The following is a 25,557-nucleotide window of genomic DNA, read 5'->3' as shown; positions in this document are numbered from 1 at the left end:
GCCCGCGACGCCCGCCGCCGCCGCGCCCTGGTACGTGCAATGCCTGCTGGGCCTGAGCGCCTGGCTGGCGACGCTGCTGCTGCTGCTGTTCATCGGCGTGTCGCAGATCGTCAACACGCAGGAAGGCGCGCTGGTCGCCGGGCTGGTGCTGTGCGCGGCCGGCGTGGCCGTGCTGCGCAGCGAGGCCGGTCCGTTCTGGCGGCAATGCGGCACGGCGATGGCCTTCGCCGGCGAGCTGCTGGTCATTTTTGGAATATCAGACTCAACGTCATTCACCAACGCCTGCCTGTTCGTGCTGGCGCTGGCCGTGGCGGTGTATGTGCTGGGTACCGATCTCATCCTGCGCTTCCTCAGCGGCCTGCTGATCGCGGGCGCCGCCGCCGGGCTGATCTGGCGCGGCCTGTCGCCCGAGCTGGTGGACGAGAACCTGTTCGACGCCCTGTGGCGCTTCGATTCCGCGCGCGCCGCCTTCCTGTGGCTGCCTATCGCCGTGACCGGCGCCTGGGGCGCGGCGGTGGCGTTCAGCCTGAGCCGCCGTGATGCCAGCCCGCGCGCCCGCGCGCTGGCGCCGCTGGCCTGGGCCTTCCTGCTGTCGGTGCAGTGCATGGTGTGGCTGGCCGGCGGCATTTCCGCCCAGCAGCTGCCGGCCATGTGGGCGGTCAACCCGCGTTCGGCCGTGCTGGTGGTCGCTGGCGCCCTGCTGCCGGCCGCCGCGGCGCTGTCCGTGCTGTGGCCGCGCCGCCGCGTGCTGACGGCCGGCCTGCTGTGGGGCGTGCCGCTGGCGCTGCTGATCCTGGCGCTGTTCTGGCTGCCCAGTCCCGGCGTGGGCTTCGCGCTGGCCTGGCTGCTGCTGGGCTTCGGCCTGGGCCTGCGCAGCCTGACCGTGTTCGGCGTGGGCAGCCTTCTGGTCTACCTGGGCGTCTATTACTACCAGCTGGAAGTGCCGCTGCTGCAAAAGGCCGTCTGGCTGGGCGGCGGCGCCCTGCTGCTGTTCTTCCTGCGCGTCATGGTGTGGCTGGTGCCGCGCCTGATGCGCACCCGCGAGGACGGCCCGCGCGCCATCCTGCCGCCGGTCTCGGCGGCGCTGCGCTGGCGCACGGTGGGCGTGCTGGGCGGGCTGGCCTTGGTGCTGGCCGTGGCCAACGGCAGCATCTGGCAGCGCGAGCAGCTGCTGGGCAGCGGCCGCGTCGTGATCCTGGAGCTGGCGCCGGTGGACCCGCGCTCGCTGATGCAGGGCGACTACATGGCGCTGACCTTCGCCGCCGGCCGCGAGGTCACGCGCTTGCGCAAGGACGGCTCGCGCGACCCGGCCCTGACCCAGGACGAGGTGCTCAACTACGAGCCGGACGGCTACCTGGTGCTGGCGCAGGACGAGCGCGGCGTGGGCAAGGTCCTGCGCATCCAGCCCGGCACCCAGCCGCGCGCCGATGGCGAGGTGCCGCTGCGCTACCGCGTGCGCGACAACGGCGTGCGCATCGTCACCAATGCGTATTTCTTCCCCGAGGGCCAGGCCAAGCGCTATGAAGTCGCGCGGTTCGGCGAATTGCGCGTGGGCGAGAACGGCGAGGCGCTGCTGGTGCGGATGCTGGGGGCGGATTTGCAGCCGCTGTAGCGGCGGCGGGGACAAGATTGCCGCGACGGTCTTGAGGACGTTGCGGCAATCCGCGCCGCCATGGCGCGGACGTTATTGGTAAGTTATTGATCCGGCAGTGGAATCGGTCGTGTTGGCGCGACGCCAGCCGCAAGCCCCAGGGCCGCATGCCGAAACCCGCAAGCTCAGTCGCCCGGAGGCGGAAAGCGGCGCGCCCATTGCGCCGTGGCCCGCGCCAGGAAACCTGCCGGGTCGGCCGCGCCGTCGATCGAGTCGAAGCCCAGCGCGCGCCAGGCGCCCTGTAGCGCGGCCAGCGGAGCGCCGGTGTCGATGGCCGGTGCGCCGTTCTGCTTGGACAGTTTCAGGCCGCTGTCGGCGTCCAGGATCAGCGGCACGTGCATGTAGCGCGGCAGCGGCAGGTCCAGCAGCCGTCCCAGCAGGCGCTGGCGCGCCGTGGAGCTGAGCAGGTCGGCGCCGCGTACCACGTCCGTGACGCCCTGGGCGGCGTCGTCCACCACCACCGCCAATTGATAGGCCCATAGCCCGTCGGCACGGCGCAGGGCGATATCGCCCACCGCCCGCGCCACGTCCTGCTCCTGCGGCCCCAGCCAGCGGTCCTCGAAGCGTTCCACGCCGTCCGGCATGCGCAGGCGCCAGGCGCGCGCCTCGCGGCCTGGCGGCAGGCCGTGGCGGCAGGTGCCCGGATAGGGCCGCTCGCCGTCGGCGCCGGGCGCGGTCTGGCCGCGCAGCGCCGAGTCGGCGATCTCGCGCCGGGTGCAGCCGCAGCCGTAGATCAGCCCGCGCGCGGCCAGCGCGTCAAAGGCCGCCTGGTAGGCATCGCCGCGCCGCGACTGCCACATGATCTCGCCGTCCCAGTCCAGGCCCAGCGCCCGCAGCTGCGCCATGATGCATTCGGCGGCGCCGGCCACGGTGCGCGGCGTGTCCACGTCCTCGATCCGCAGCAGCCAGCGTCCGGCGCTGGCGCGCGCGTCCAGCCAGCTGGCCAGCGCGGCCACGAGCGAGCCCGCGTGCAGCGGGCCGCTGGGACTGGGGGCGAAGCGGCCGATGTAGGTCACGGACAGATCAGCTCAGGGCAAAAGACAAAGCGCCGCGCATGCGCGCGGCGCCGGAAAGGGAATGGGAAGAACGGCGGGCCGCCGGCAAGGCGCGGCCGCGATCAGTGCAGGCGCCGCACGCCCTCGTCGTCCAGCAGCTCTTCCAGGACCAGATTGTCGATCTCGGCTTCCTGGCTCCAGAGCACCATGAGGGCGATGATCTTGATCTTGTCCAGCGGCACCGGGGTTTCGGGCGACGCCAGGCCCCGGTCGATGACGATTTCGCGCAGCGGCGCGGGCAGCACGCCGGCCGATTCCAGGAAGGCGATGAAGCCGATGGATTCGGAGCCGAGCTGCTGGTATTCGTTGTCCGTGTAGATCCGGGTGCCGGTGTTGGGCACCTGGGCGAGATCGACGCAGCGTTCGGTGGTCTCGGCCAGGCCGTACAGCCAGCCGAGGGCGTCGTCGATGTCTTCATGCTCGAAGCCGGCCGCGGCGAGCCGCTTTGCCAGGACGTCGGCCGCGGGACAGGCTTGCGGCGTGTAGTAGTTCTCGAACAGATAAACCAGGATATCGAACATGTTGCGCACTCTAGTGCTTGTTTGCACAGTCGGCCCGGATATCGGCAGACCAGCAAACATGAATTTTACTGTACGCCGAAATATTTCCTCGGGCAACCGAGAGGACGGAGGGTTGTTGTATGGCCGTCATCGTGCGGGAACTGTCATATATCTGCGGGCATTTTGCTTTCAGAATGAATGATTCGGCAGGTCGGACAAGGGGCAGGTTGGGAGGTACTCCTGATCCGCCCCTTTTTTCGCAGTGCTATTACAACGGGCATAGGCCTGTTGCTGAGCCTGTGTCGGAGGGACGAAATGCTCACTGTCGCCAGGCAGAAGTCGATGCTCCTGGGCTAAGTTCACAGTTGCTGCACTAGCAGTCACTCCGATTTATGAGTATCGAAAACTATACCCGTGTCGGGTATAGTTTGGGGATAGTGATGACGCGTACTTTCAAACGCAGGGATTTTGCGCGCTGGCAGGCACGCGAGAAATTGGCCGACGCCGCGTTGTGCAAGGCGGTTCAGGAAATGGAGAGCGGCTTGGTCGATGCGAATCTGGGCGGTGGCCTCTACAAGCAGCGGGTCGCCCGCTGCGGCGCAGGCAAGCGCGGCGGCTATCGAACCCTGCTGTCGGCCCGGATCGGCAAGCGCTACATATTCCTGCACGGGTTTCCCAAGCGCGACAAGGCGAACATCACAAGGGAAGAAACGCAGGCGTTGCAATTCGCGGGCAAGGTGTTCCTGGAGCTGTCCGCCGATGCGCTTGCGACTGCCCTGAGCCTGGGCGCGCTACTGGAGGTACCTTGTGAGCAAGATCATTGAATCCCTGCGTGGCGACCTGGCTGCGCTGCACGAAGCGGGCGCGATCAGCAAGGTGACGATGCGTCAGTTCGACGCGATCTGTCCAGCGCCGGTGCGGGAGTTCGAGGCGGCCGACATCAAGCGCCTGCGCGACTCCCTGAAGTTCAGCCAGCCAGTGTTCGCGCTGCATTTGCACACCACCGCTTCGACAGTGCGCAAGTGGGAGCAGGGCGAAACCCGCCCTGCCGGCCCCGCGCTCAAGCTGCTCAATGTCATCGCGGACAAGGGGCTGCAGGCTATTCTCTGATGGCCTGCGGTGCCGCGGTGCCGCGTGGCCGCAGGCCGATGGCTTGCGACTGTTAACGAAGCGTATCGACGTTGGCAAGGCTGGGGCCGCATCGGCCTCAGCACCGGCCAGGTTCAAGCCGGCCGCAGCGCGTTTTCCCGCTTCAGCTCCGCCAGCTGCCGGATGAACACCGGGATGCAGATGGCCAGGCCGATCAGTCCGCTCATCAGGCCGGGGATGATGGTCAGCAGCGCGCCCACCGTGCACAGCCAGCGTTCCCAGCTCTTCATGCCGACCAGCATGTAGCGCGAGAAGGCCGCCGACAGCAGCACCAGGCCGATCATGCAACCGAACAGCGTCACGAAGAAGTCGTACCAGGTGAAGCCCTGCACCGAGATCAGCAGCGACGGCGAGAACACGAACACGAAGGGCACGATCAGCTTGGTGATGCCCAGCCGGAAGGCCGTGTTGCCGGTCTTGAACGGATCGCTGCCCGCCATGCCCGCCGCCGCGTAGGCCGCCAGCGCCACCGGCGGCGTGATGTCCGCCAGGATGCCGAAATAGAACACGAAGAAGTGCGCCGCGATGGGCTGCACGCCCAGCTGCACCAGCGTGGGCGCTGCCACCGCCACCATGATCAGGTAGTTGGCCGTGGTGGGAATGCCGCAGCCCATCAGGATGCAGACCAGGCCGGTCATGATCAGCGCCGCGATCAGCGTCAGTGTCTGCGTATTGGCAATCATGTCCGGAATGAAGGCCGAGGCTCCGCCCGCCAGCGATTGCGCCGCCGAGATCACGATGTACGAGATCTTGAAGCCCACGCCGGTCAGCGTGACCACGCCGATCACGATGCCCACCGTGCCCGCCGCGGCGCCCACCGCCAGCGCGTACTTGGCGCCGGTCTCGAAGGCCTCGTACAGGTCGCGCAAGCGCAGGCGCTGGAACGGATTGAGCAGGCCCACGATGATGCAGCCCGTGATGCCGGCGAAGGCCGCCAGGTACGGCGTGCGGCCGCTGGCCAGCACGCCGATCAGCAGGAACAGCGGGATCAGCGTCGGCCAGCGCTTCTTGAACGATTCGCGCAGCTTGGGCATTTCCTCGTTCGTCAGCCCGCGCAGCCCTTCGCGCTTGGCTTCGAAGTGGACCTGCATGAACATGCCGAAGAAGTACAGGAAGGCCGGGAAGATGCCCGCGATGGCGATCTGCTGGTACGGAATGCCCAGGAATTCGATCATCAGGAACGCGGCAGCGCCCATGATGGGCGGCGTGATCTGTCCGCCGGTGCTGCTGGCGGCCTCGACGCCGGCGGCGAAATGCCTCGGATAGCCGATGCGGATCATGGCCGGGATGGTCAGCGAGCCCACCGTGACCGCGTTGGCCACGGACGAGCCCGACAGCATGCCGAACATGGCCGAGCCGAACACCGACACCTTGGCCGGGCCGCCCGCGTAGCGGCCGGCGATGGTCGAGGCCACGTCCAGGAACAGCTGGCCCAGGCCGATGCGCGTGGCCAGCACGCCGAACAGCACGAAGTGGAACACGTAGGTCGCCACCACGCCCACCGCCACGCCGTACACGCCCTGGCTGGTCAGGTACATGTGGTTGACGATCTGCGGCCAGGTATTGCCCGCGTGCTTGAGCAGGCCGGGGAAGTATGGCCCGAACATGGCATAGGCCATGAACACCAGCGCGATGATCGGCAGCGGCCAGCCCATGGCGCGGCGCGTGGCTTCCAGCAGGCCCACCAGCAGGATCGAGCCCATCAGCACGTCCACCGGCAAGGGATTGCCCACGCGGAACGCCAGGTCCTCGAAGATGTAGGGGATGTACAGCACCGACAGCGCCAGCGCGATCGCCATGGCCCAGTCGTACAGCGGCACGCCGCCGGGGGCGAACCAGGTGGACTTGGGCTGGCGCTGGTAGTGCGACTTCGAGAAGCCGAACACCAGAAAGATCAGGCTCAGCACGAAGGCCAGGTGCACGCCGCGGTGTGTCGCCTCGCGCAACAGCCCGAAGCCGGCGGTGTAGTAATGAAAGAGGGATAGCGCCACCAGCAGCCCGGAGACGATCCAGGTGGCGGTCTTGTCCAGCGGCCGGAAGCGGATTTCCGAATCGTACTTTTCCGCCAGCTGCTGGGTTTTATCGTGGTCTATTTCCATAGCCGTAGTTCTCTGGGTGATTCCACAAACAGGGCCGCTCGCGGCGGCCCTGCCTATGCGACGCATACCGCGCCGGACATGCCCGCGTGGCTGGCATGTGTGCTTGCTGATGTGTACCTACTGGCTTGCCACTTGGTCTGCTGCTTCGGATCCTGCGTTGGCGCGCCAAGCTCCGGGCCTTACGCGGGCAGCCAATCGATCGAGCCTCGCGGCATACCCGACGCAAGCCTCCAGCGCCTCCCGATCGCACCGCAGCGGATCCGGCTCTGCCGGTCCGCCAGCGGGCCCCCTGGAGGGGGAAGCGCCGCAGGCGCTTCGGGGGTGGACTATTTCAGCAGGCCGATTTCCTTGTAGAACTTCTCGGCGCCCGGGTGGAACGGAATGCCCGCGCCCTTGACCGCGTTGTCGCGCGTGATCAGCTTGCCCTTGGCGTGGCCGTTGTCCAGCGTCTTGCGGGTGGCGTCGCTGTACAGCGCCTTGGTCACTTCATAGACCACGGCCTCCGGCACCTTGGTCGAGCTCACCATCTGCGCGTTGACCGAAATGGTCTTGACCTCGCCCACGTTCTGGTAGGTGTTGGCGGCGATGGTGTCGGGCGTGAAGAACTCCTGCTTGGCGCGCAGCGCGTCGATCTCGGGGCCGACCAGCGACACGATCTCGATGCCCGCGCCGCTGGAGGCCAGCTCGGCGATGGCGCCGGCCGGCGCGCCGCCGACGAAGAAGAACGCGTCCAGGCCGCCGTCCTTGAGCTTGTCGCCGGCCTGGTTGGGCTTCAGGTATTCGGCCTTGATGTCCTTGTCGGTCATGCCGTAGGCGCCCAGGATCAGGCGCACGTCGACCAGCGTGCCCGAGCCGGGCTCGTCCATCGACACGCGCTTGCCCTTCAGGTCGGCCACGCTCTTGATACCCGAGCCCTTGCGCGCCACCAGGTGGATGCTCTCCGGGTACAGCGTGGCGATCAGGCGCAGGTCCTGGGCCTTGGGCTTGCCGTCGAAGGTGCCGGTGCCGCTATAGGCCCAGAAGGCCACGTCAGACTGCGTGAAACCGGCCTCGAACGAACCGCCCAGGATGCCGTTGATGTTGGCCACCGAGCCGTTGGACGCGACCGCCGTGGCGATCAGCTTGCCCGGCTGCGACACGGCGTTGGCGATGATGCCGCCCACCGGGTAGTAGGTGCCGGCGGTGCCGCCGGTGCCGATACGGAAGAACTGTTGCGCCTGCGCGGCGCCGGCAACGCCGACGGCGGCCGCGGCGAGGGTCAGGGTGGTGATCCACTTCTTGAGTTTCATGCGAGCTTCTCCGGTTCCATGTGTGTTCTGAGTCGGTATGCCTTGCCGTGGCCAGGTGGCCGGCAAGGACGATGCCTGCATGCCGCGCTGCGCCTGGGGCGGAGCCCGAGGGCGGCATGTCGGCATAAGGCCCTTGCGTCATCTCCGTCGCGCGGGCCGTCCGTTCCCCTTGATATCTTTCCGCCGCGCGCCGTGGCCCGAAGCGGAAAAGCCCCTTGTGTCAGGCCTGATGACCAGGCAAGCGCGGGGGCGTTTGTTGTGATGAAATTCTGTCATGCTGTCCCCGCCCCGCCAATGGCCGAGGGGCTATGGTTTACCTGGGGGTAGGCTCGCGGTTTGGTTATGGGCAGGCGTGCTTTGGTTATGGCGAGCCGCTGGTTCGTGCCTGTATCGCCTGCATGCCGCCCCGCCGCTTTTCCCCACGCATCGCCCGCAGGCGTCAGCCGCCTGATTGTTGAATGTTCGAACGAAAAAACGGAGCCATCCCGATGTCCCAGGAAGTCATACGCGGCATAGCGCTGCCCCCCGCCGCCCAGCCCGGCGATCCGCTGGCGCGCGTCGACACGCCCAGCCTGGCGCTGGACCTGGCGGCCTTCGAGGCCAACCTGCGCGCCATGCAGGCCTGGGCCGACCGCCACGGCGTGGCGCTGCGGCCCCACGCCAAGGCCCACAAGTGTCCCCAGGTCGCGCTGCGCCAGCTGGCGCTGGGCGCGCGCGGCATCTGCTGCCAGAAGGTCAGCGAGGCCCTGCCCTTCGTCGCCGCCGGCGTGCGCGACATCCACATCAGCAACGAGGTCGTGGGTCCGGCCAAGCTGGCGCTGCTGGCCCAGCTGGCACGCGCTGCGCGCATCAGCGTCTGCGTCGACAACGCCGCCAACCTGGCGCAGATCTCGCGGGCCATGGCCGGCGCCGGCGTCGAGGTCGATGTGCTGGTCGAGATCGACGTGGGCCAGGGCCGCTGCGGCGCGTCCGACGAGGCCACCGTGCTGGCCCTGGCGCAGCAGGCGCGCGACCTGCCGGGCGTCAACTTCGCCGGCCTGCAGGCCTATCACGGCTCGGTCCAGCACGCGCGAGGCCGCGAGGAACGCGCCCGCATCTGCCGCGACGCCGCGCGCATCGCCGCGTCCTATGCCCAGCTGCTGCGCGAAAGCGGCATCGCCTGCGACACCATCACCGGCGGCGGCACCGGCAGCGTCGAGTTCGATGCCGCCAGCGGCGTCTACACCGAGCTGCAGGCCGGCTCCTACGCCTTCATGGACGGCGACTACGGCGCCAACGAATGGGGCGGGCCGCTGACCTTCCAGAACAGCCTGTTCCTGCTGTCCACCGTGATGAGCACGCCCGCGCCCGACCGCGCCGTGCTCGACGCCGGCCTCAAGTCCGCCTCCGCCGAATGCGGCCCGCCCGCCGTCCACGGCGAGCCCGGCCTGACCTGCACCGCCATCAACGACGAGCACAGCGTGGTGCGCGTCGAGCCGGGCGCTAGCGCGCCGGAGCTGGGCGCGGTGCTGCGGCTGGTGCCGGCGCACGTCGACCCGACCTTCAACCTGCATGACGGGCTGGTGGTGTTCCGGGACGGCGTGGTGGAGGATATCTGGGAGATCTCGGCGCGCGGTTACTCGCGCTGAGCGCAAGTCGGGCGTCGACTCTGGTCGGCGTCAAGGCGCGGACGCCGCGCGTGCCGGACAGGTTCCGGCGCGTGCCCGCGTACCGCTGCCACGGTGTTTCCATTCCGGGGGAAATGCCTTAGCCTGTTTCCTGAAAGACGCGTTGCCCCTATCCCCGCATGTCGCATGGAAGCCATGGCATGAACCTCCTGATAGGCACGTCCCGGTTTTTCATTCCCGCCCAGTCCGAGCCCCAGCCCCCGCCTCGCGGATTCTTGCGCCGCTCCTGGGCGATGGCGCTTGCCATCGCGCTGTCGTTCGGCGCGCTCTGGCCGGGCGCGGCGCTTGCGGCCGACGACCCGGAGCGGATCGCCGCCGCGTTGAGCATGGTTGAACGGCGCAACATCGGGTCGAACATGAGCGACATGGCCTGGCAGGCTGTGCAGCCGACCACCACCTTTGCCATGATTCTCTTCGAGGTCGGCGCGTTCAAGGCCAACCACCTGCTGCGCAGCGAACTGGCCAAGGCGCGGCCCAAGTATCAGCCGCAGTGGAATCAGAACCTTGCTGAAAGCTATGCCCGCTTCTTCACCGTCGAGGAACTGCGTTCGCTGGAGCGCGATGGCAAGGCTTCGCCGGTCGCGGAGAAGCTGCAGCGCGTGTGGAATGAACTGGGCGTCGATATGAAGGCGCACTCGCAGGAATTGCTGGCGAAGTACGCGGGCGAGGCGCTGAGCAAAGCGTTTGCGGCCAGTCGCCCCGCCACGCACTGAACCTTACGGCGCCGCGACAAAAAAACGCCGGCGCGCACAAGGCGCGCCGGCGGCAAGGCCAGGTTGCTACGGGGCGATCAGCGTGCCTGCTGTTGGATCTTCTCCCCGCCACGCTCGATGTCTTTGCCGGCACCTTCGACCGTGTTGCAGCCCGCCGTCATGCCGGCCACGGCCATGACCAGCACGATCCAGATCCGTTGCGCCATTGCGGTTCTCCTTGTTGCGTTCATGTGCCGATGCCTTACTTGCCGTAGCGCGTCTTGGCTTCGGCCAGGCAGGCGTCCTTGGCGTCGCCGGACATGGCCGTGCATTTCTTCTTGGCCACGTCATAGTCCGCGTCCTGGCGCGCCTTGGCCGCGTCGTGGTTGGCCTCGGCCTTCTGCTTGCCGGCCTTGGCCTGCGCCTCGGCCACGTCCTTGTCGGCGCGCGCCTGCTTCAGGCAAAGATCCTTGGAGTCGCCGCTGCGGGCGTCGCATTGCTTCTTGGCCGCGTCGTAGCGCGCGTCGATCTGGTCCTGGGACATGGCGTTGCCTTGCGCATGGGCCGGGGCCAGCGCGGCGCCCAGCGCCAGGGCCAGGCCCAGGGCGGCGTTTCGGTAGTGCTTCATGATCGGTGAGCTCCTGTCAGTGCGAAGAAAGAGAACGGGCTGGCGCGATCCGCGCGCCAGCGGCGCGGCGCCTCGAGCGGGGACGGCTCGCGGCGTCGGGCGCGCGTCCTTCCTACTTCTTGTCCAGCGCGTCGCGGGCCTGGTCCTTGGCTTCGCCGATATTGCGCTGCACCTTGCCGACGGCCTTCTCGGCCTTGCCTTCGATTTCCGTCTGGCGGTTGCCGGTCAGCTTGCCGGCCGTTTCCTTGATCGCGCCCTTCACTTCCTTGGCGGCGCCTTTGATGCGGTCGTTGTCCATGGGGTTGCTCCTTGGGTTCCAGTTGCGGGGAAATCGCGCGCCGGGCGGCTGGCAGGCCGTGGCCGCGGACGAACCCAATATAGGAATGGCGGCGCGCGCGCGTAAGAAACGCACGCACCAGATCGACTGGTACTTTTCTACTTGTTTGATGGATGGCGCCCGAGCAGCCTGCCCGCGCCGCGCCTACTTCCTCGCGCGCTTGCGCGGCGGTTTCTCGTAGCCCACGATGCCGCGCTGGCGCGCCCAGATGATGGCGGCGCTGCGCCGGTGCACGTCCAGCTTGCCGTACAGCGCCGCCACATGATTGCGCACCGTGTTGCGCGACAGATGCAGCGTGGCCGCGATCTCGGCGTCGGTGTGGCCGTCGCAGATCAGCCCCAGGATCTCGCGCTCGCGCCGCGTCAGGTCGGCCAGCTCGCCCTGCGACTGCGGCGCGCCGGGCGCGCGGATCTGCGCCAGCTTCTCGATCACGGTGCGGCTGAACCAGGAGGTGTCCTGCATCACCGTCTCGATGGCCTCCATCAGCTCCAGTTCGTTGCGCTTGCGCTCGGTGATGTCCTGGATCGCGCCCAGCACGCAGGGCAGGTCCTGGATATTCACCGGCGCGGCCGACAGCAGGCAGTCCAGCAGCGCGCCCTCGCGCGTGCGCAGCGCCATCTCCAGGCTGCGCACGCTGGCGCCCTGCTCCAGCGAGGCCATGGCGCGGTCGTAGGCGCGCGGATCGGTCCACAGCCGCGCCAGCGCATCCTCGTCGCGCGACAGCGTCGCGGCGTCGTAGCCGGTGGTGGCGACGAAGGCGTCGTTGACCTCCAGCAGCTCGCCTTCCGCCGTGCTCAGCGTCATCGGCACCGGCGCCAGCCGGAACGCCGTGGCGAAGCGCTGTTCGCTGTGGCGCAGCGCCGTCTCGGCCTTGCGGCGCGGCTCCAGGTCGTTGAAGGTGAACAGCATGCAGGGCTGATCGGCCACCTCGATGGGCTGGCCCGCCACCACCACCAGCTTGCTGGCGCCGCCCTGCACCGCGATGCTGGATTCCGTCTGCGGAATGGTGCGGCCTTCCGCCAGCCGTTGCAGCGCATCCTCGCGCTGCGGCGTGTCGCCCAGCACGTCGAGCTCGCGCACGGTCTTGTCCAGCACGTCCTGGCGCGCATAGCCCGTCATTTCCAGGAAGCCCTGGTTGACCTTCACATAGCGCAGGTCCGCCAGCGAGCAGATCACCGCCGGCGCGGGATTGGCGTTGAAGGTGCGCTCGAAACGTTCCTCCGCGCTGTAGCGCTCGGTCACGTCCAGCAGCACCAGCACCATGCCTTCCACCGCGCCCTGCGCATCGTTCAGCACCAGGTTGCGCACCTGGTGCATGCGGCGGAAATCCGGATCGCGCCGGCTGCACACTTCCACCACCACGTCCTTGAAGGCCTCGCCCGCCAGCGCCCGGTCCATCGGGTACTGCGCCGCGTCCAGCTTGCGGTTGTTGCGGTAGCGCAGCGTGTACGCCTTGCGATAGCCGGCCGCCGTGCCGCCCAGCCCCGCCAGGTCCGCCACGCCGTGCATGGCCAGCGCCGTGTCGTTGGCCCAGGCGATATGCCGGTTGTTGTCCAGCAGGATGATGCCTTCGATCAGGCCGTCGATGATCTCCAGCAGATGGCGGCGTTCGGTCGTGAACGCCGTGGCGGTCTTCTTCATCCTGTCTCCCTGATGCGCGAGGCGGGCCGCGCGGCGCGGCCCGGAGGTAGGAAGAAAGTACTAGATAAATTCGTCCGGCGAGCTCTGTGCGCGGTTACGAGCTGCTTCTATCGTGGTCCTGCGCTCGTTATGCGTGCCGCCTCATCTGTATCGCCTTGCGCGAATTTTCAGGAGACCACCATGAACACGACTCACCCGCCCGGCGACGCGCCGGCCAAGCAAGCTCCCGGTCAGCAGCAGCAGCCAGGCAAACCCGGGCAGGACGACAATCAACCGGGCCGCGTGCCGCCGGAAGTCCCCGGCAAGCCCAACCCGCCGGGGCAGCCCGGCGAGCCTGGCCAGCCGGGGCAACCGGGAGATCCCCGGCAACCGCACAACCCGGACCAGCCGCGCCGGCCTGGCGATCCGGGCAGGCCCGATGTGAAAGCCCTGCACTGAGCATGGCGAGGCCATAAGGCAACGGGCCGTCCCGCAACGCGGCGACGGCCCGTTTGCAAGACGCTGCCAGCGTTCAGTCGACCTGCGCGCCCGACTGTTTCACCGCCTCGCCCCACTTCTTCACTTCGCCGCTGATGAAGCTGCTGGTCGCCTCGGGCGTCATCGGCATCGGCTCGGCGCCGCGGTCGCGGGAGAACTTCTGCATCTCGGGCGTGCCCAGCACGCGGCCGATCTGCTGGCTCAGGTAGTTCGTCACCTCCGGCGGCGTGCCGCGAGGCGCCAGCACCGCCGCCCAGCCGATCGCCTCGAAACCCGGATAGCCGGACTCGGCCACCGTCGGCACGTCGGGCAGCTGCGGCAGCCGCTTGGCCGTCGTCACCGCCAGCGCCACCGCCTTCTTGTTCTGCACATGCGGCAGGCCGGCGGTCACCGAGTCCACCATCAGCGGCACCTGGTGCCCCAGGAAATCCGCCTGCGCCGGGCCGCTGCCCTTGTACGGGATGTGGCGGATATCGATCTGGGCCGCCGCCTTGAACATCTCGGCCGACAGGTGCTGCGTGCCGCCGATGCCCGCGCTGGCATAGGCCAGGTCGCCCGGCTTGGCGCGCGCCTGCTCCACCAGCTGCTTGAGCGAGCTGATGCCCGAGGCCGGCGTCGCCAGGAACATCAGCGGCACCGAGAACACGCCCGACACCGGCGCGAAATCGTCCGGCAGCTTGTAGTTCACCGTCTTGTACAGCGTCTGGTTCACCGCCGCCGCGCTGCCCGCGATCACGAGCGTGTAGCCGTCGGGCGCCGAGCGCGCCGCCTGCTCCATGCCGATATTGCTGCCGGCTCCGGCCCTGTTTTCAACCACCACCGGCTGCTTGACCGCTGCGCCCAGCTTTTCGGCCAGCGCGCGGGCGAAGATGTCGGTGGCCTGCCCGGGCGGGAACGGCACGATCAGGCGCAGGGGACGGTCGGGATAATCGGCATGCGCCGGGGCGCCGGCCGCCGCCAGCGCCAGGCCAGCCGCGAGGCTGGAAAGAATACGTTTCATGATTGGTCAGTAAAAAGCGATAAAGGTCTGCGCGCGGGGTGGCGCCTGTTGCATAAAATAGAGCGCCCGCGTCGCCAGCCTTTTTGGGGCGGCCTGGGGCGGATCGGCAGGGGGTGCGTCACGATAGCATCCCCCCGCCGGTGCTAAATTCGCGTTTTAGCGTTTCCCCGTCTTTCAACCCTGTACCCTCATTCCGCAGGAACCGCCATGGAATTCAGCCAGTTCAACGTCAACGCCCTCATGGAGATCACCTCCCGCCCGGACCTCGTGTTCGTGCGAGGCCAGGGATCCTGGCTGGAGGATCACGCGGGCAAGCGATACCTGGACTTCGTCCAGGGCTGGGCCGTCAACACCCTGGGCCACAGCGCCCCGGAAATGCAGAAGGCCCTGCTGGACCAGTCCAAGCTGCTGATGAACCCGTCGCCGGCGTTCTACAACCTGCCGTCGATCGAGCTGGCCTCGCGCCTGACCGGCGCGTCGGTCTTCGACCGCGTCTTCTTCGCCAACAGCGGCGGCGAAGCCAACGAAGGCGCCATCAAGCTGGCGCGCAAGTGGGGCCAGGTCAACAAGAAGGGCGCCTACAAGATCATCACCATGAACCACGGCTTCCATGGCCGCACGCTGGCGACCATGTCCGCGTCGGGCAAGCCGGGCTGGGACAAGATGTTCGCCCCGCAGGTCGAAGGCTTCCCCAAGGCCGAGATCAACGACCTGGAATCGGTGCGCAAGCTGATCGACGACCAGACCGTCGCCATCATGCTGGAACCGGTGCAGGGCGAGGCCGGCGTCATCCCCGCCACCAAGGAATTCATGCAAGGCCTGCGCAAGCTGGCCGACGAGCACAAGCTGCTCTTCATCGTCGACGAAGTGCAGACCGGCATGGGCCGCACCGGCACGATGTTCGCCTACCAGCAATCGGACGTGGTGCCGGACATCATGACGCTGGCCAAGGGCATCGGCGGCGGCGTGCCGCTGGCCGCCCTGCTGGCGCGCCAGGAAGTGTGCGTGTTCTCGCACGGCGACCAGGGCGGCACGTATAACGGCAATCCGTTGATGGCGGCAGTTGGTGTCGCGGTGTTCGACGCGCTGGCCGCGCCGGGCTTCATGGAATCGGTCAATGCGCGCGCCAAGCAGTTGTCGGAAGGCCTGCTGGCGCTGTCGGCGAAGTATGGCATGCAGGGTGAGCGCGGTATGGGTCTGCTGCGCGCGCTGGTGATGGATCGCGATGATGGTCCGGCGATTGTCGAGGCCGCGCGCAAGTTGTCGCCGAATGGCTTGCTGCTGAATGCGCCGCGTGGGAATCTGCTGCGCTTCATGCCGGCGCTGAATGTGACGGCTGAGGAGATCGATACGATGCTGGCGCAGCTGGATGGGTTGATTGCGCAGGTGCGTAAGTAAGGCACTGCTGCGTTGATTTTTGAGTAGTACGGGCAAGGGCCGCGATGAATTCGCGGCCTTTGTTTTTGGGTGACGGGATTCTGTTCCTGAACGCGGCTACGTGTCGGACGCGGACCGAATGAATGGGTGAGAGAAACCGGCAAAAAAAGCGGCAGAATTCTTGTGGAATTCGTGAGTCAATCTATTGAAAGTTCTTGAGTTTCAATGATTTGAAAAGGAAATGCCTGGTGAAAAAAAGCGGCAAATTTCCATGCACTGTCCGGCGCTTTGTCGTCAACTGCTATGGCATGACAGGAAGGTAGTCAACAACAAGGCCGGCCTTTGCCGGTTGCGCGATATGACGAAAATGAACGCTACTGTGGCCGCCCTGCCTCGATCCATTCCTGCACCTGCTCCATCGCCAATCGATACCGCGCGCAGTTATAAAGATCCAGCACCCGCAACTCTTCCGCCAACATCGGACGAAACACGCGCGCATCGTCTTCAGGCAAGGCCAGCGCCGCCACCGCCGTGTCGGCGGTCTGCCGTGCACGCACCACCCGGCTGATCGCTTCATTCAGCTTCTCTCGAAACCGCAGCCGCACGGGATCCGGCACACCCGCCGCATCGAGCTGAACGGTGTATTTACGAATTGAGCGCCGGTAAGACCAGGTGAACAGATCCACCGCGAGCGCGACATCGCCGCGCTCGTAGACGCCCATCATGGCGTAGGCGTAGTCCTGCGCCTCCACGTCCAGGAAGGACAGCGGCGCGCAGTTGTAGAGCATCAGCGGAATGTTGGCCGACAAGCGGCTGGTGCGCTTGTTGCCGTCCTCGAAGGGTTGCAGGTAAGCAAGGTTCACCCAGAGAAAGAACGCCGCTTCCACGGGATTCTTGATCAGCCGCGCTTTTTCCACTATGTGATCGAGCATTTCCTGCAGCAGCGCAGGCGCCTGGATAGGGATGTAGGTCGTGTCGCGGATGTTGACCACGGTACGGCGAATATGACCCAGACCGTCGGTGTGAGCCAACAGATGCTCCATCAGGAGCGTGTGCAGATTGCCAATGACGGCAGACGTCAGGCCGTGCAGGGGCACGGCATCGACCATGAACTCGATGGCGGCCTTGTGATTGAGCAGCATGATCGCGTCCAGGTCATTGTCTGCCGTGCCGCGCTTGAAGAGCTCTTGCGTGGCCAACAGCGAATACCGGTTGCCTTCCAACCGTGAGGATGACCAGGATAGGTCAAGCAATAACGGCTTCAGGACACGGCGCGCGAAAGTGCCGGCAGGATGCTGGCCCGGCATGCCGCCTTCGTCGGCCAAGGCCTGAGCCAGAGCGGGTGGCAACAGGGAACTCTGGTTCGGAACGTAATCGTCCACGAAGCGGCGCTGATAGCCCACCGGTGCGCGCGAGAGCAGCGGTTGCCGCAGTATCTGGAGTCTGTCTTCGCGGATGGTCATGGCGTACTCAGGGCTGGTCGAACTTGCGCAATCTAGCAGCAATCAGCTCATCAAATAGACCAGTCTTGATCTTGAATGAATCGAAACGGTCTGATTTTGAGCTGATTGGAGGTTCAACCTTCCGGAGACGTGCGCGGTATCAATGTCCCCCGGCCGTGCGCGATCGCACAGCCCAGGCCCGTTGTGATGCACTTTTGACTGTCGCGATAGCGCCACGCGATTCAGCCATGGCGGTTGACCGGGAGCGTGGTGGCAGCGTTAAATGCGACCACAATGATAAGAAAAAATAAATCGAGTTTGACTGCGGTCAGGACCGCTACCCCTGCCACCCAGCCGCCAGACGTATCCACAATGGAACAGTTCGGCGTCCGCTTCGAATACGGCAATGCCGCGCATCTGGAAGCCTTGCGCCTCCTGTACAAAACGCTGAAGCACGACAAGGAAGCGCAGATTCACCGCGACCTGTCCGACTGGTTTTCCGCCATTCCCATTGAGCTTGGAAACAACTTCGACTGGCCGGACGAACTGACCCTGGCCGACTTGAAGCATCAGCGCGAGTCCTGCCCCAAATGGATTCCAGAACCCGCAGAACAGCTCTCCGCGAAATGGGATTTCTACAGCCTGGTGGACAGCATCCATTCGGGTGACTACACCGTGCTGGGCCTGGAACGCCTAGACGATTCCATCGCCGAATTGCAGATCGATCCGCATGGCTACCCCTACGGCGGCGTGGGTCCCTTGATGGCCCTGGTCGAGGGCTTCGGCTTCACGCTACTTGGGGTCAACGAATACGGCAAATACCTGACTCGCGAGGAACTGCTGCCGCGCTAGCCTCCAAGGCCCGGGATCGGTCCTTTATCCACCTTGCTCATCAACTAAAAAAAATGAAAACAAAACTGTATCTGGAGCAAATCCATCAATGGCCCGCATCGGGCCAGCACATCATGGCGCAGTACGACGCCACCTCCATCTATGTGTACCAGGCCTATCGTCCCGCGATCGCTGCGCATGCCGTGAAGCATCAGCAGTTTGGCGGTGAATTCAGCTTCTCGCGCATGAGCTGGATCAAGCCCAATTTCCTGTGGATGATGTTCCGCTCGGGATGGGCGACGAAAGAAGGACAGGAGCGCATCCTCGCTGTCCGATTGCCCAGAACCCTCTTCGATGAACTGCTGCGCGCCGCCGTCGCCTCCAGCTTTGTCGCCTCGGGTTACGCGACCCAGCAGGAATGGCGCGATCGCGTGGAGCAGTCCGAAGTCCGGCTCCAGTGGGACCCCGACCATGATCCGACTGGCGCCGTCATCGAGCGTCGCGCCATCCAGTTGGGATTGCGCGGCGAGATGCTGAAACGCTATGCGCGGGACGAGGTGCTGTCGATCGAGGACATCACCGACTTCGTGGCACAACAGCGAGAATATGCCGCGCGGGATTTCAGCGGATTGCTGGTTCCTGAAGAGCAGCCCTATGTCCTTCCGTCCGTTGGTCGCGGATAGCGAAGGCGCCGGGCCGGCTCGGGCCTGAATCACACGGCGTCAGGCGGTTGTCCCCACGCCGGGGAAACTGGCCGCTACGCGCGTTCCTGCGTACACTTTCCGCCATGCTACGAATCGACAACCTCAGCAAACGCTACGGCGACTACCTCGTTTTCCAGGGCCTGACCCATACCTTCACGCCCGGCTGCGTGGCGCTATGCGAAGAAGACAGCACCGGCAAATCCAGCCTGCTGAACATCATCGCGGGCGTGATCGCGCCGGATAGCGGGGATGTGTGGATCGACGGCCACTCGATGCTCCACGCGCCGGCGCAGGCCAAGGCGCGTCTGGCCTATGTGCCGGACAACTGCTTGCTGTTTCCCGAGATGACGGGGCGCGGCTTGCTGGAGAAGGTGGCGGCGGAGAAGAACGTGGCGCTGGATGAAGCCACGTTGGAGCTAGCCTATGACCTGGGGCTGGAGCCGCATCTGGACAAGCGCTTTGAGCAGATGTCGACGGGGACAAGGCGGAAGGTGTTTGTGACGGCGGCGGCGTTGGGGGATCCGGCGGTGGTGATTGCGGATGGGCCCAGCAATGGTTTCGATGCTCGGGGTCGCGCAGTGCTGGCCGAGCTATTCATGGCGTGGGGCGAGGATCGCGTCGTGTTGTTTGCCAGCCATGATCCCGAACTGGTGCAGGCTTGCGAGGCAAGAACCGTCGATGTCGCGGCGCTACGTTAGCCGATTTTCCAATGCGGATGCACTCCGGAAAAACTGCGCGGCATTAGGTGAAAACTCGGAGTCGAAGACAGGGGCTAGACCTGCTGGCGCGGGTCGGCCTCCATAAGGAAATACGGGCCTTCCGGACCGTCGGCTTCACTACGTACTCGCCACCCCTGAGACTGATAGAACCGCTTGGCGCGCTCATTGGCTTTGAGGCATTTCAGTGTCGGTGCACCGGAAAAGTACTTGTCGCAGCCAGCCAACAGCATCGTTCCTACACCGAGTCCCTGATACCGAGGATGAACAAATAGGTTGTGCAGGAAGCTGTCATCCTGCCATACAGACGCAAAGCCGACGGGATGGCACGAATGCTCGGCCACCAGAATCCTCTCACCTGCGGTGCTCATATCAAAGTCTTCAAGCTTATGGCTGCCAATGACAGCCCACGAGAAAGCGGCATCGCGGGACACAACAAATAGCTGGCGCAGAGCTTCCCGGTCGGCTTCTACAAAATCTCGCACGATGACCTGCATGTGGTTGCCTTATTGCTAATCACAAAGACGGAAAACGCTGGCTGGCGTAGGTCCGCACGGACAGCCGTCGTTGATGGAGGCCAGGAAGCCGGTACAACGTACCGCGCGCCGATATCGATTCAATAGCCGAGTGGCAGGAGCCGGCCTGTCTCTGGGGTTCCCGTGAACACTAAGCCCACACTCAACGCGGCTTCCAATTCACCCCATCCCTGGACCGATACTCCGGTATCCCCGTGCAACACCCTCCCGCTCCAAACGCCTGCCTTCCAATGAACGCGGTCACCACGCCCTTGCTCTCGGTCAGCGATTGCTGAACGCAGATAGTTGGCAGCAGAGACGAGTCGCCTTCCAGCACCAGCGTCCACTTCACGTTCTCGCCTGTGCCCGGTTCGACCTTGTACACCTTGCACTTGTGCATCAGCAGATGCACGGGCTGCCCCGCCAGCGTGCCCTTGAACTGCAGCTCAGGCGGCGTGTCGCGCGTGGCGAGGGTCTCGGCGTTGAGTTTCGAGCCCGGCGGCGCAGGGTCCAGCGACGAGTCGTCGCAGCCGGCCAGCGCGATCGCGGCGCCCAGGGTGATGAGGAACAGGCGAGCGCGGCGCATCATGCCCGTGAACGCCCGTCAGGCCACGCCGGCGAAGCGTTGTTCGAGGTAGGCGATGATGTCATTGGACTCGTACATCCAGCGCGTGCCTTGCGCGTCGTCGATGCGCAGGCATGGCACCTTCACCTTGCCGCCGCCCGCCAGCAGCCGCGCGCGCGCTTCGGGATCGCGCTTGGCGTCGTGCAGCGTGATGGGCACGTTCAGCCTGCGCATGGCGCGCCGCGTCTTGACGCAGAACGGGCAGGCGTGGAATTGATACAGCGACAGCTGGGCCGCTTCGGCGTTGACCGTGGCCTGGCCTTGCGCCGAGCGTTGTTGCGGGCGTGGCCGCGTGAGGGCGTCGCCCAGCAGGATGATTTGAGCCAGGCCGGCATGTATGGCTTTGACTAGCATGGAGGTGGACTCGGAACGGGTGAACAGGCAATCAGTCTACTCTGCGCGGCGTATTCCAATATCGCGAATGCCATCAGGCAAGCCGGTCGCCATGCCGTGTCACGTCATGTTCAAGATTCAAAGCCGGCGCGTCATTGAAATCGCACCGGGTAGCTGCAGCCTGTATGGAAGGTCTTGCAGCTCGTGCCCGTGCCTTTCTCGCAAGTCTCGATGGCCAGTGATTGCGCCAGTTCCTTGGTCTCGGCGCTGGCGGAGTTCATCAGTATGCCCGCGCCCGTGGGCGAAGGGCCGTATACCACCGCCACGCATTGGTTGTAGTAGGTGATGTTGGTCTCGCAGCTCTTGCCGCCCTTGGACGCGCAATGTTCCAGCGCGGCCTGTTCGGCCTTGGTCTTGCTGGTTTTGTCGGCGGCGATGCCGACGGAGCCCGAGGGCGGGTCGTAGGCGATCGCGCCCCAGCGCGTGGTCCAGCGCGGTTGGTCGGGCGCGCTTTGCGCGCCGGTGCCGCCCTGGGGACGCGTTTGGCCAGGGATGGGCACGCACTGCTGGCCCGGCGTGCCGGCGGCGTTGGGCATGAAGCCGTCGGGGCAGCCTTGTTCGGCTTGAGCCAGGCCGGGGACGCCGAGGTGCAGCATCGCCAGCAGGAAAAGCAGTTTCAACGCACGCATGTGTCGCCTCGCAGGTGTCGTGTCCTTCAATCGGGATGCCGCGCGCCCGGCCGGATGCTGGCAGGCCGGGCCACGCGGGACGCTCATTCCTCCACGAAGTCCAGCCTTCTCAGCTCGGCAATCGCGCCCTTTTCTTCCTCGCGTCGCGCTTTCGGCGCGCCCAGCGAGGCGGTCAGCAGCATGGACTGCGTGTCCGATTCATCGAAACCACGCAGCACGCTGTCCGTCACGGGAAACGCCTGCGCGAAGCTTTGGTCCAGCACCTGTTGCCCGCGATACCGGCCCAGCTTGTCCAGGATGACCTGCGTCTGCGGATCGCGCCGGATCAAGTGCAGCGGCACGCCCTCGCAACGCAGCCCCAGCAGCTTGGCCTCGCTGATGTCCAGCGCCCAGTCGGTCTCGGCATAGAACGCGGCGCGTGCCTGCGCGAACTGGTCGAGGATGGCGGCGTCCGTGCAAAAGGCTTCGGGCACGAGGTTGAGATTGATCTTGCCGATCTTGCCGCGCAGCGTGACCCGGCGAAAGAACGAAGCCCACACCAGCAGGATCGGGTTGGTGGACAGGTCTTCGACCAGCACGTCCTCGAAGATGCAGGGCTTGATCATCGAGTTGACGGCGCGGCATTGGCTCAGGCGCAGGTTGCGCACGCGCGACATGCGCTTGGGGTGCTTCACCATCGACAGCGCGCCGTTATCGAAGGTGCAGTCGCGCAGGTGCAGGTCGTGGAAGTGCGAGCCGCCCTTGTCGTAGCTCATCAGGAAGGTCTGGCCTTCGATGGTCTCCATGCGTGTCTCCGGCGGGCTTGCGGTGCGCGCGGGCTGGGCGCCGTCAGCGCAGCAGCGCCAGGGCGTCCGCCAGCGACAGCACCGTGGTGCGCGATTCGAAGGCGGTGGCGAACAGGTGTTCATGCACCACCGCATCCGGGTCGTAGCAGCAGTCCTTGACGCTATACAGCCGGTAGTCCGCGTCGCTGGCGTGCGCGATGGTGGACAGCATGACGCCAGTGGATGCGACGCCGACCAGGATCAGCGTGTCGATGCCTTGCGCCGACAGCCGCACTTGCAGGTCGGTGCCGTGGAACACGCTGGCGCGGTGGGCGATGATCAGCGGTTCGTTGTCGCGCTGTCCCAGCTCGGGCGAGATGCGGTCGTGCACGAACAGGCCCAGCTGCTTGATGCCTTGCCCGTTCTTGTTCAGGGGGCTGACTTCCGGATAGCCAGGGCTGAAGTGGATCTTGGCGAAGTAGACGGCCACGCCCGCGTGCCGCGCGGCGTCGCACAGCTGCCGGGTATGGGAGAGCAAGGCGGGGGCGACCGACGGGAACAGTTCCATGATGTCGGTCTGGTAATGCATGACCAGCAAGGCAGTACGCGACGGATCGAAAACCGGGGTCTGGGGGCTCATGCTCCGCTCCGCAACAGGAAGGACGGCCGACTGTAGCACGACGTTTTGACGGGGTGGATGCAATGACGGGATGGGCATCGCGGGTGATGCCCATCCCGTCTTGCGTGTCGGCCGGCGTGGCCTTGAGCGGCCGCGCCGGCGATGCCGCTTACTGGCTGGCGTACTTCTTGCCGGCCGCGTCGTAGTGGTAGGTGACGGTGTCGGCCGCGCCGAGCTGGCGGGTCTTGCCCGGCCCGGTGATGGTGGTGCCGCTGACCTTGACGCTGATGCGGGGCATGTCGCCGCCGCCGTGCGCGGCGAAGCTCAGTTCGCCCTGGCTGCTGACGCAGGGCATGACATCGCCGTCGGCGCAGGCCGCGCTGTTGTCGCTGCCGGTGTTGACGCTGCCCACGTAGGTCCAGACCTTGTCCTTGAGCTCGTCACGCGGGCCGGGGTTGAAGACGAACAGCGCGTAGCCGGTGAAGCTGGTGCCGTTGTCGAAGCCGTCGGTGGGCACGGCCAGCACCAGCTTGCCGGCGGGCGTGCGGTATTCGACGGGCTTGCGCTTGGGGTCGACGAACTCGGGCTTTTCATAGGCGCCGAAGTTGCCGATGGTGTTGGTCATGCCGCGAAACTGCCAGGGCTTGTCGGGCGTGGAGCCGGTCAGCGTGTAGGTGGCTTCGGCCAGGTTGACCTGGATGTCGGGGCCGGCGTCGTCCTCGCCGGGCTTGCCGTAGCGCTCGCGGGTGTCCCAGGTGAAGCCGGTGAAGTAGCGCGTGCCGTTCAGCTCGAAGGCGTGGCCGTACCAATAGGTGGCGACGCTGCCATTGGCGACTTCGTACGAATCCTTGCCCTGGCCGTCGACCTGGTAGATCGATTGCATCACGGTGCGCACGTCGGGCGGCGCGACGGCGGCGGCCTGGGCGACGTCCTGCCGCGTCGCGTTGCTGACGGGTTCCAGGGCGTGGGCGGCCGGGCTGAAGGCGGCGGCCAGGGCCGACGCGGCCAGGCCCGCCATCGTCGTGCGCAGCAAGGCGGCGCGGGGGGTGAGGCGGGCTTTCCGTATGGTTTTCATGGATGGAAGATCTGCTCTTGGGCCTGCGTTGAGAGGCATGCGGCGGGCGGGATTTTGATGCCGGTGCCGGCCTCGCCGGCGGCATGCCGTGATATGCGACGCCATCTTAATGAGCCGTCGCGCTTCGCGTCGGACAACCATTTGCCAATTGTGTCCGTCTGCAATGTGGACAGCGGCCAGTTATAGCGCGTTGGCGCGCCGGCGTCCTGGCGCTAGCGGTCGGTCTGGTCGGCGACCACCCGAGCCACCCCTTCCAGCGCCCGCCGCAGCGCGTCCAGGTTGACCGATCCCAACGCCAGCCGGATGGCGTGCGGCACGTGCGGCGTGGCGGCGAAGGGATGGGCGGTAGAGACGGAGATGCGTTCGCGCATCAGCGCCATGGCGATCGCGTCGGCGCGCACTTCCTGCGCCAGCGGCAGCCAGGTGAAGTACGAGGCCGGATGGCTGACGGGGCGCAGGTGGCCCAGGATCTCGGCGGCGATGCGTTGGCGCTGGCGGGCGTCGCGGCGTTTCTCGGCTTCCAGACGGGCGACGGTGCCGTCCTCGATCCAGCCGCAGACGATGGCGGTCATGGTGGCGGGCGTGTTCCAGGTGGTGGCGCGGATGGCGCGTTCCAGCCGGGGAATCCACTCGCGCGGCGCGTGCAGCGCGCCGACGCGCAGGCCGGTGGCCACGCTCTTGGACAGGCTGCTCACGTGGACGGTGGCTTCGGGGGCCAGCGCCGCCAGCGCGGGCGGGGCCTCGTCGGCCAGGAAGGCGTAGGCGCCGTCTTCGATCAACGTCAGTCCGTGCTGGCGGACGATGGCGGCCAGCGCCGCGCGCCAGGCCGGGCCGGCAACCCAGCCCAGCGGATTGTGCAGCGTGGGCATGGTGTAGACCCCGCGCACGCGCCGCCGGCGGCACAGCTCGGCCAGCGCGTCCAGGTCCATGCCGCCGTCGTTGGCGGCGGCGTTCGCGGTGGCAACCGCCGCCGGAACGGGCGCCAGCTCCAGCCGCGCGCATTCGGCGGCGAGCTTGAAGCCGGGATAGGTCAGGGCGTCCACGGCGATCACATCGCCGGGTTCGAACAGGGCCATGGCGGCCAGCGTCAATCCGTGCTGCGCGCCGCTGACCAGCAGCGTCGAGCCGGCGTCGGCGTCGAAGCCGCGGCGGTTCAGGTGCGTGGCGGCCGTGGCGCGTTCCGTGTCGCTGCCGCCATGCGGGCGGTAGCGCAGCAGCGCCTCGGGATCGCCGTGTTCGGCCAGCCGGCGCAGCGCGGCGCGGTATAGCTCGGCCTGGCCGGGCAGCGTCGGCGAGTTGAAGGCCAGTTCGGCGGTGTCGTCGTTCCAGGCGCGCAGGTCGATGCCGTGGCCGCGCGGCAGGGCTTCCTTGACGAAGGTGCCTCGGCCCGATTCGCCGCTGACCAGCCCCATGGCTTGCAGCTCGGCATAGACGCGCGTGGCGGTGGCCAGCGCCAGCCCTTCGCGCGCCGCCAGGTCGCGGTGCGTAGGCAGCCGCGTGCCGGGGCGCAGGCGCCCGGCGCGGATGTCGGACGCCAGCTGATCCACCAGCTGCTTGTAGCGGGACGTGGGCATGGGCAAGCGTATCCAGGACGATTATTTGGATGCGCCGATTATCCGGCCTAGGATGGCGCCGCACAACGCTGCCATGCCACAACGCTGCCGCGCCACAGCCCACGGCGC

General features: G+C 66.4%; 28 protein-coding genes. 10 read left to right on the top strand and 18 right to left on the bottom strand.

Annotated elements, in window-relative coordinates:
* Positions 1–1,612: GDYXXLXY domain-containing protein (locus tag KDH83_RS16790; protein WP_212317926.1), on the top strand; the 1,612-nt coding region annotated here is incomplete at its 5' end.
* Positions 1,613–1,776: 164 nt separating this feature from the next.
* Here KDH83_RS16790 and gluQRS read toward each other — a convergent pair.
* Both gluQRS and KDH83_RS16780 read right to left on the bottom strand, forming a co-directional pair.
* Entirely contained in the window at positions 1,777–2,667 is an 891-nt protein-coding gene (gluQRS, locus tag KDH83_RS16785) for a tRNA glutamyl-Q(34) synthetase GluQRS (protein ID WP_212317924.1), read from the bottom strand.
* Positions 2,668–2,768: 101 nt separating this feature from the next.
* Entirely contained in the window at positions 2,769–3,227 is a 459-nt protein-coding gene (locus KDH83_RS16780) for a DUF494 domain-containing protein (RefSeq protein WP_103271884.1), read from the bottom strand.
* A 419-nt stretch (positions 3,228–3,646) separates the two neighbouring features.
* Here KDH83_RS16780 and KDH83_RS16775 point away from each other — a divergent pair, with 419 nt between their 5' ends.
* Entirely contained in the window at positions 3,647–4,030 is a 384-nt protein-coding gene (locus KDH83_RS16775; RefSeq protein WP_212317922.1) for a type II toxin-antitoxin system RelE/ParE family toxin, read from the top strand.
* The gene (locus tag KDH83_RS16770; protein WP_103271885.1) at positions 4,014–4,316 is read left to right on the top strand and encodes a DNA-binding transcriptional regulator; all 303 of its coding nucleotides are present in this window, start codon (positions 4,014–4,016) and stop codon (positions 4,314–4,316) included. Before KDH83_RS16775 ends, KDH83_RS16770 begins: the two co-directional genes overlap by 17 nt.
* Before the next feature lie 113 nt (positions 4,317–4,429).
* On the opposite strand, the gene KDH83_RS16765 is transcribed toward KDH83_RS16770, so the two are convergent.
* A complete protein-coding gene (locus KDH83_RS16765) occupies positions 4,430–6,454 on the bottom strand; it encodes a TRAP transporter permease (protein WP_212317920.1) in 2,025 nt (674 codons plus the stop codon).
* Between the two features lie 326 nt (positions 6,455–6,780).
* Positions 6,781–7,743 (bottom strand): TAXI family TRAP transporter solute-binding subunit, encoded by a 963-nt coding sequence (locus tag KDH83_RS16760; protein WP_212317918.1) that lies wholly within the window; start codon positions 7,741–7,743, stop codon positions 6,781–6,783.
* A gap of 488 nt (positions 7,744–8,231) precedes the next feature.
* On the opposite strand from KDH83_RS16760, the gene KDH83_RS16755 reads away from it, so the two are divergent.
* Together KDH83_RS16755 and KDH83_RS16750 are read left to right on the top strand one after the other, a co-directional pair.
* Positions 8,232–9,371 (top strand): DSD1 family PLP-dependent enzyme, encoded by a 1,140-nt coding sequence (locus KDH83_RS16755; RefSeq protein ID WP_212317916.1) that lies wholly within the window; start codon positions 8,232–8,234, stop codon positions 9,369–9,371.
* 179 nt (positions 9,372–9,550) lie between these two features.
* Positions 9,551–10,123 carry a hypothetical protein gene (locus KDH83_RS16750; RefSeq protein WP_212317914.1) on the top strand — a complete coding sequence of 191 codons (573 nt, stop codon included), beginning with the start codon at positions 9,551–9,553 and terminating at the stop codon, positions 10,121–10,123.
* Positions 10,124–10,200: 77 nt separating this feature from the next.
* Here KDH83_RS16750 and KDH83_RS16745 read toward each other — a convergent pair whose 3' ends face one another.
* The 4 genes from KDH83_RS16745 to KDH83_RS16730 all read right to left on the bottom strand — a co-directional run bounded on the left by KDH83_RS16745 (position 10,201) and on the right by KDH83_RS16730 (position 12,708).
* Positions 10,201–10,329, bottom strand: coding sequence for an entericidin A/B family lipoprotein (locus tag KDH83_RS16745; protein WP_103271890.1), 129 nt, complete (start codon positions 10,327–10,329; stop codon positions 10,201–10,203).
* Positions 10,330–10,364: 35 nt separating this feature from the next.
* Positions 10,365–10,730, bottom strand: coding sequence for a hypothetical protein (locus tag KDH83_RS16740; RefSeq protein ID WP_212317912.1), 366 nt, complete (start codon positions 10,728–10,730; stop codon positions 10,365–10,367).
* Between the two features lie 112 nt (positions 10,731–10,842).
* On the bottom strand, positions 10,843–11,028 hold the full coding sequence (locus KDH83_RS16735; RefSeq protein WP_212317910.1) for a CsbD family protein: 186 nt from the start codon (positions 11,026–11,028) through the stop codon (positions 10,843–10,845).
* Between the two features lie 183 nt (positions 11,029–11,211).
* A complete protein-coding gene (locus KDH83_RS16730; RefSeq protein ID WP_212317908.1) occupies positions 11,212–12,708 on the bottom strand; it encodes a helix-turn-helix transcriptional regulator in 1,497 nt (498 codons plus the stop codon).
* Between the two features lie 180 nt (positions 12,709–12,888).
* On the opposite strand from KDH83_RS16730, the gene KDH83_RS16725 reads away from it, so the two are divergent.
* Positions 12,889–13,146 carry a hypothetical protein gene (locus tag KDH83_RS16725; RefSeq protein WP_212317906.1) on the top strand — a complete coding sequence of 86 codons (258 nt, stop codon included), beginning with the start codon at positions 12,889–12,891 and terminating at the stop codon, positions 13,144–13,146.
* A 73-nt stretch (positions 13,147–13,219) separates the two neighbouring features.
* Here KDH83_RS16725 and KDH83_RS16720 read toward each other — a convergent pair whose 3' ends face one another.
* Entirely contained in the window at positions 13,220–14,185 is a 966-nt protein-coding gene (locus KDH83_RS16720) for a tripartite tricarboxylate transporter substrate binding protein (RefSeq protein WP_212317903.1), read from the bottom strand.
* Positions 14,186–14,392: 207 nt separating this feature from the next.
* Between KDH83_RS16720 and KDH83_RS16715 the strand changes: the two genes are divergently transcribed.
* On the top strand, positions 14,393–15,583 hold the full coding sequence (locus tag KDH83_RS16715) for an acetylornithine transaminase (protein ID WP_212317901.1): 1,191 nt from the start codon (positions 14,393–14,395) through the stop codon (positions 15,581–15,583).
* A gap of 353 nt (positions 15,584–15,936) precedes the next feature.
* Here KDH83_RS16715 and KDH83_RS16710 read toward each other — a convergent pair whose 3' ends face one another.
* Positions 15,937–17,025 carry a Fic family protein gene (locus tag KDH83_RS16710; RefSeq protein ID WP_212317899.1) on the bottom strand — a complete coding sequence of 363 codons (1,089 nt, stop codon included), beginning with the start codon at positions 17,023–17,025 and terminating at the stop codon, positions 15,937–15,939.
* A gap of 351 nt (positions 17,026–17,376) precedes the next feature.
* Here KDH83_RS16710 and KDH83_RS16705 point away from each other — a divergent pair, with 351 nt between their 5' ends.
* The 3 genes from KDH83_RS16705 to KDH83_RS16695 all read left to right on the top strand — a co-directional run bounded on the left by KDH83_RS16705 (position 17,377) and on the right by KDH83_RS16695 (position 19,237).
* Positions 17,377–17,856, top strand: coding sequence for a hypothetical protein (locus KDH83_RS16705; RefSeq protein ID WP_212317897.1), 480 nt, complete (start codon positions 17,377–17,379; stop codon positions 17,854–17,856).
* 53 nt (positions 17,857–17,909) lie between these two features.
* Positions 17,910–18,518 (top strand): DUF4291 domain-containing protein, encoded by a 609-nt coding sequence (locus KDH83_RS16700; protein WP_212317895.1) that lies wholly within the window; start codon positions 17,910–17,912, stop codon positions 18,516–18,518.
* A 104-nt stretch (positions 18,519–18,622) separates the two neighbouring features.
* Positions 18,623–19,237: an ATP-binding cassette domain-containing protein gene (locus KDH83_RS16695; RefSeq protein ID WP_212317893.1), complete on the top strand. Its 615-nt coding sequence runs from the start codon at positions 18,623–18,625 to the stop codon at positions 19,235–19,237.
* 74 nt (positions 19,238–19,311) lie between these two features.
* Here KDH83_RS16695 and KDH83_RS16690 read toward each other — a convergent pair whose 3' ends face one another.
* The 8 genes from KDH83_RS16690 to KDH83_RS16655 all read right to left on the bottom strand — a co-directional run bounded on the left by KDH83_RS16690 (position 19,312) and on the right by KDH83_RS16655 (position 25,449).
* Complete coding sequence (locus KDH83_RS16690) at positions 19,312–19,752, bottom strand: GNAT family N-acetyltransferase (protein WP_212317891.1); 441 nt, start codon at positions 19,750–19,752, stop codon at positions 19,312–19,314.
* 181 nt (positions 19,753–19,933) lie between these two features.
* The gene (locus KDH83_RS16685) at positions 19,934–20,359 is read right to left on the bottom strand and encodes a hypothetical protein (RefSeq protein ID WP_212317889.1); all 426 of its coding nucleotides are present in this window, start codon (positions 20,357–20,359) and stop codon (positions 19,934–19,936) included.
* Between the two features lie 15 nt (positions 20,360–20,374).
* Positions 20,375–20,749 carry a glutathione S-transferase N-terminal domain-containing protein gene (locus tag KDH83_RS16680; RefSeq protein WP_212317887.1) on the bottom strand — a complete coding sequence of 125 codons (375 nt, stop codon included), beginning with the start codon at positions 20,747–20,749 and terminating at the stop codon, positions 20,375–20,377.
* Positions 20,750–20,880: 131 nt separating this feature from the next.
* Complete coding sequence (locus KDH83_RS16675) at positions 20,881–21,417, bottom strand: DUF4189 domain-containing protein (protein ID WP_212317884.1); 537 nt, start codon at positions 21,415–21,417, stop codon at positions 20,881–20,883.
* Between the two features lie 83 nt (positions 21,418–21,500).
* Positions 21,501–22,202, bottom strand: coding sequence for a hypothetical protein (locus KDH83_RS16670; protein ID WP_212317882.1), 702 nt, complete (start codon positions 22,200–22,202; stop codon positions 21,501–21,503).
* A 43-nt stretch (positions 22,203–22,245) separates the two neighbouring features.
* Entirely contained in the window at positions 22,246–22,821 is a 576-nt protein-coding gene (locus KDH83_RS16665; protein ID WP_212317880.1) for an isochorismatase family cysteine hydrolase, read from the bottom strand.
* A 148-nt stretch (positions 22,822–22,969) separates the two neighbouring features.
* Positions 22,970–23,875 carry a hypothetical protein gene (locus tag KDH83_RS16660; RefSeq protein WP_212317878.1) on the bottom strand — a complete coding sequence of 302 codons (906 nt, stop codon included), beginning with the start codon at positions 23,873–23,875 and terminating at the stop codon, positions 22,970–22,972.
* A 212-nt stretch (positions 23,876–24,087) separates the two neighbouring features.
* Positions 24,088–25,449 carry a PLP-dependent aminotransferase family protein gene (locus tag KDH83_RS16655; protein ID WP_212317876.1) on the bottom strand — a complete coding sequence of 454 codons (1,362 nt, stop codon included), beginning with the start codon at positions 25,447–25,449 and terminating at the stop codon, positions 24,088–24,090.
* Positions 25,450–25,557: the final 108 nt, after the last annotated feature.

The organism is Achromobacter sp. Marseille-Q0513 (assembly GCF_018195695.1).
GTDB lineage: Bacteria > Pseudomonadota > Gammaproteobacteria > Burkholderiales > Burkholderiaceae_B > Achromobacter.
This window is presented reverse-complemented; position numbering and strand designations above follow the sequence as displayed.

Excerpts from the sequence above, each read along its gene's own strand:
- KDH83_RS16780 (WP_103271884.1), bottom strand. The coding sequence starts at position 3,227 with ATGTTCGATATCCTGGTTTATCTGTTCGAGAACTACTACACGCCGCAA.
- KDH83_RS16775 (WP_212317922.1), top strand. The coding sequence starts at position 3,647 with ATGACGCGTACTTTCAAACGCAGGGATTTTGCGCGCTGGCAGGCACGC.
- KDH83_RS16765 (WP_212317920.1), bottom strand. The coding sequence starts at position 6,454 with ATGGAAATAGACCACGATAAAACCCAGCAGCTGGCGGAAAAGTACGAT.
- KDH83_RS16760 (WP_212317918.1), bottom strand. The coding sequence starts at position 7,743 with ATGAAACTCAAGAAGTGGATCACCACCCTGACCCTCGCCGCGGCCGCC.
- KDH83_RS16755 (WP_212317916.1), top strand. The coding sequence starts at position 8,232 with ATGTCCCAGGAAGTCATACGCGGCATAGCGCTGCCCCCCGCCGCCCAG.
- KDH83_RS16750 (WP_212317914.1), top strand. The coding sequence starts at position 9,551 with ATGAACCTCCTGATAGGCACGTCCCGGTTTTTCATTCCCGCCCAGTCC.
- KDH83_RS16745 (WP_103271890.1), bottom strand. The coding sequence starts at position 10,329 with ATGGCGCAACGGATCTGGATCGTGCTGGTCATGGCCGTGGCCGGCATG.
- KDH83_RS16740 (WP_212317912.1), bottom strand. The coding sequence starts at position 10,730 with ATGAAGCACTACCGAAACGCCGCCCTGGGCCTGGCCCTGGCGCTGGGC.
- KDH83_RS16735 (WP_212317910.1), bottom strand. The coding sequence starts at position 11,028 with ATGGACAACGACCGCATCAAAGGCGCCGCCAAGGAAGTGAAGGGCGCG.
- KDH83_RS16730 (WP_212317908.1), bottom strand. The coding sequence starts at position 12,708 with ATGAAGAAGACCGCCACGGCGTTCACGACCGAACGCCGCCATCTGCTG.
- KDH83_RS16725 (WP_212317906.1), top strand. The coding sequence starts at position 12,889 with ATGAACACGACTCACCCGCCCGGCGACGCGCCGGCCAAGCAAGCTCCC.
- KDH83_RS16720 (WP_212317903.1), bottom strand. The coding sequence starts at position 14,185 with ATGAAACGTATTCTTTCCAGCCTCGCGGCTGGCCTGGCGCTGGCGGCG.
- KDH83_RS16715 (WP_212317901.1), top strand. The coding sequence starts at position 14,393 with ATGGAATTCAGCCAGTTCAACGTCAACGCCCTCATGGAGATCACCTCC.
- KDH83_RS16710 (WP_212317899.1), bottom strand. The coding sequence starts at position 17,025 with ATGACCATCCGCGAAGACAGACTCCAGATACTGCGGCAACCGCTGCTC.
- KDH83_RS16705 (WP_212317897.1), top strand. The coding sequence starts at position 17,377 with ATGGAACAGTTCGGCGTCCGCTTCGAATACGGCAATGCCGCGCATCTG.
- KDH83_RS16700 (WP_212317895.1), top strand. The coding sequence starts at position 17,910 with ATGAAAACAAAACTGTATCTGGAGCAAATCCATCAATGGCCCGCATCG.
- KDH83_RS16695 (WP_212317893.1), top strand. The coding sequence starts at position 18,623 with ATGCTACGAATCGACAACCTCAGCAAACGCTACGGCGACTACCTCGTT.
- KDH83_RS16690 (WP_212317891.1), bottom strand. The coding sequence starts at position 19,752 with ATGCAGGTCATCGTGCGAGATTTTGTAGAAGCCGACCGGGAAGCTCTG.
- KDH83_RS16685 (WP_212317889.1), bottom strand. The coding sequence starts at position 20,359 with ATGATGCGCCGCGCTCGCCTGTTCCTCATCACCCTGGGCGCCGCGATC.
- KDH83_RS16680 (WP_212317887.1), bottom strand. The coding sequence starts at position 20,749 with ATGCTAGTCAAAGCCATACATGCCGGCCTGGCTCAAATCATCCTGCTG.
- KDH83_RS16675 (WP_212317884.1), bottom strand. The coding sequence starts at position 21,417 with ATGCGTGCGTTGAAACTGCTTTTCCTGCTGGCGATGCTGCACCTCGGC.
- KDH83_RS16670 (WP_212317882.1), bottom strand. The coding sequence starts at position 22,202 with ATGGAGACCATCGAAGGCCAGACCTTCCTGATGAGCTACGACAAGGGC.
- KDH83_RS16665 (WP_212317880.1), bottom strand. The coding sequence starts at position 22,821 with ATGAGCCCCCAGACCCCGGTTTTCGATCCGTCGCGTACTGCCTTGCTG.
- KDH83_RS16660 (WP_212317878.1), bottom strand. The coding sequence starts at position 23,875 with ATGAAAACCATACGGAAAGCCCGCCTCACCCCCCGCGCCGCCTTGCTG.
- KDH83_RS16655 (WP_212317876.1), bottom strand. The coding sequence starts at position 25,449 with ATGCCCACGTCCCGCTACAAGCAGCTGGTGGATCAGCTGGCGTCCGAC.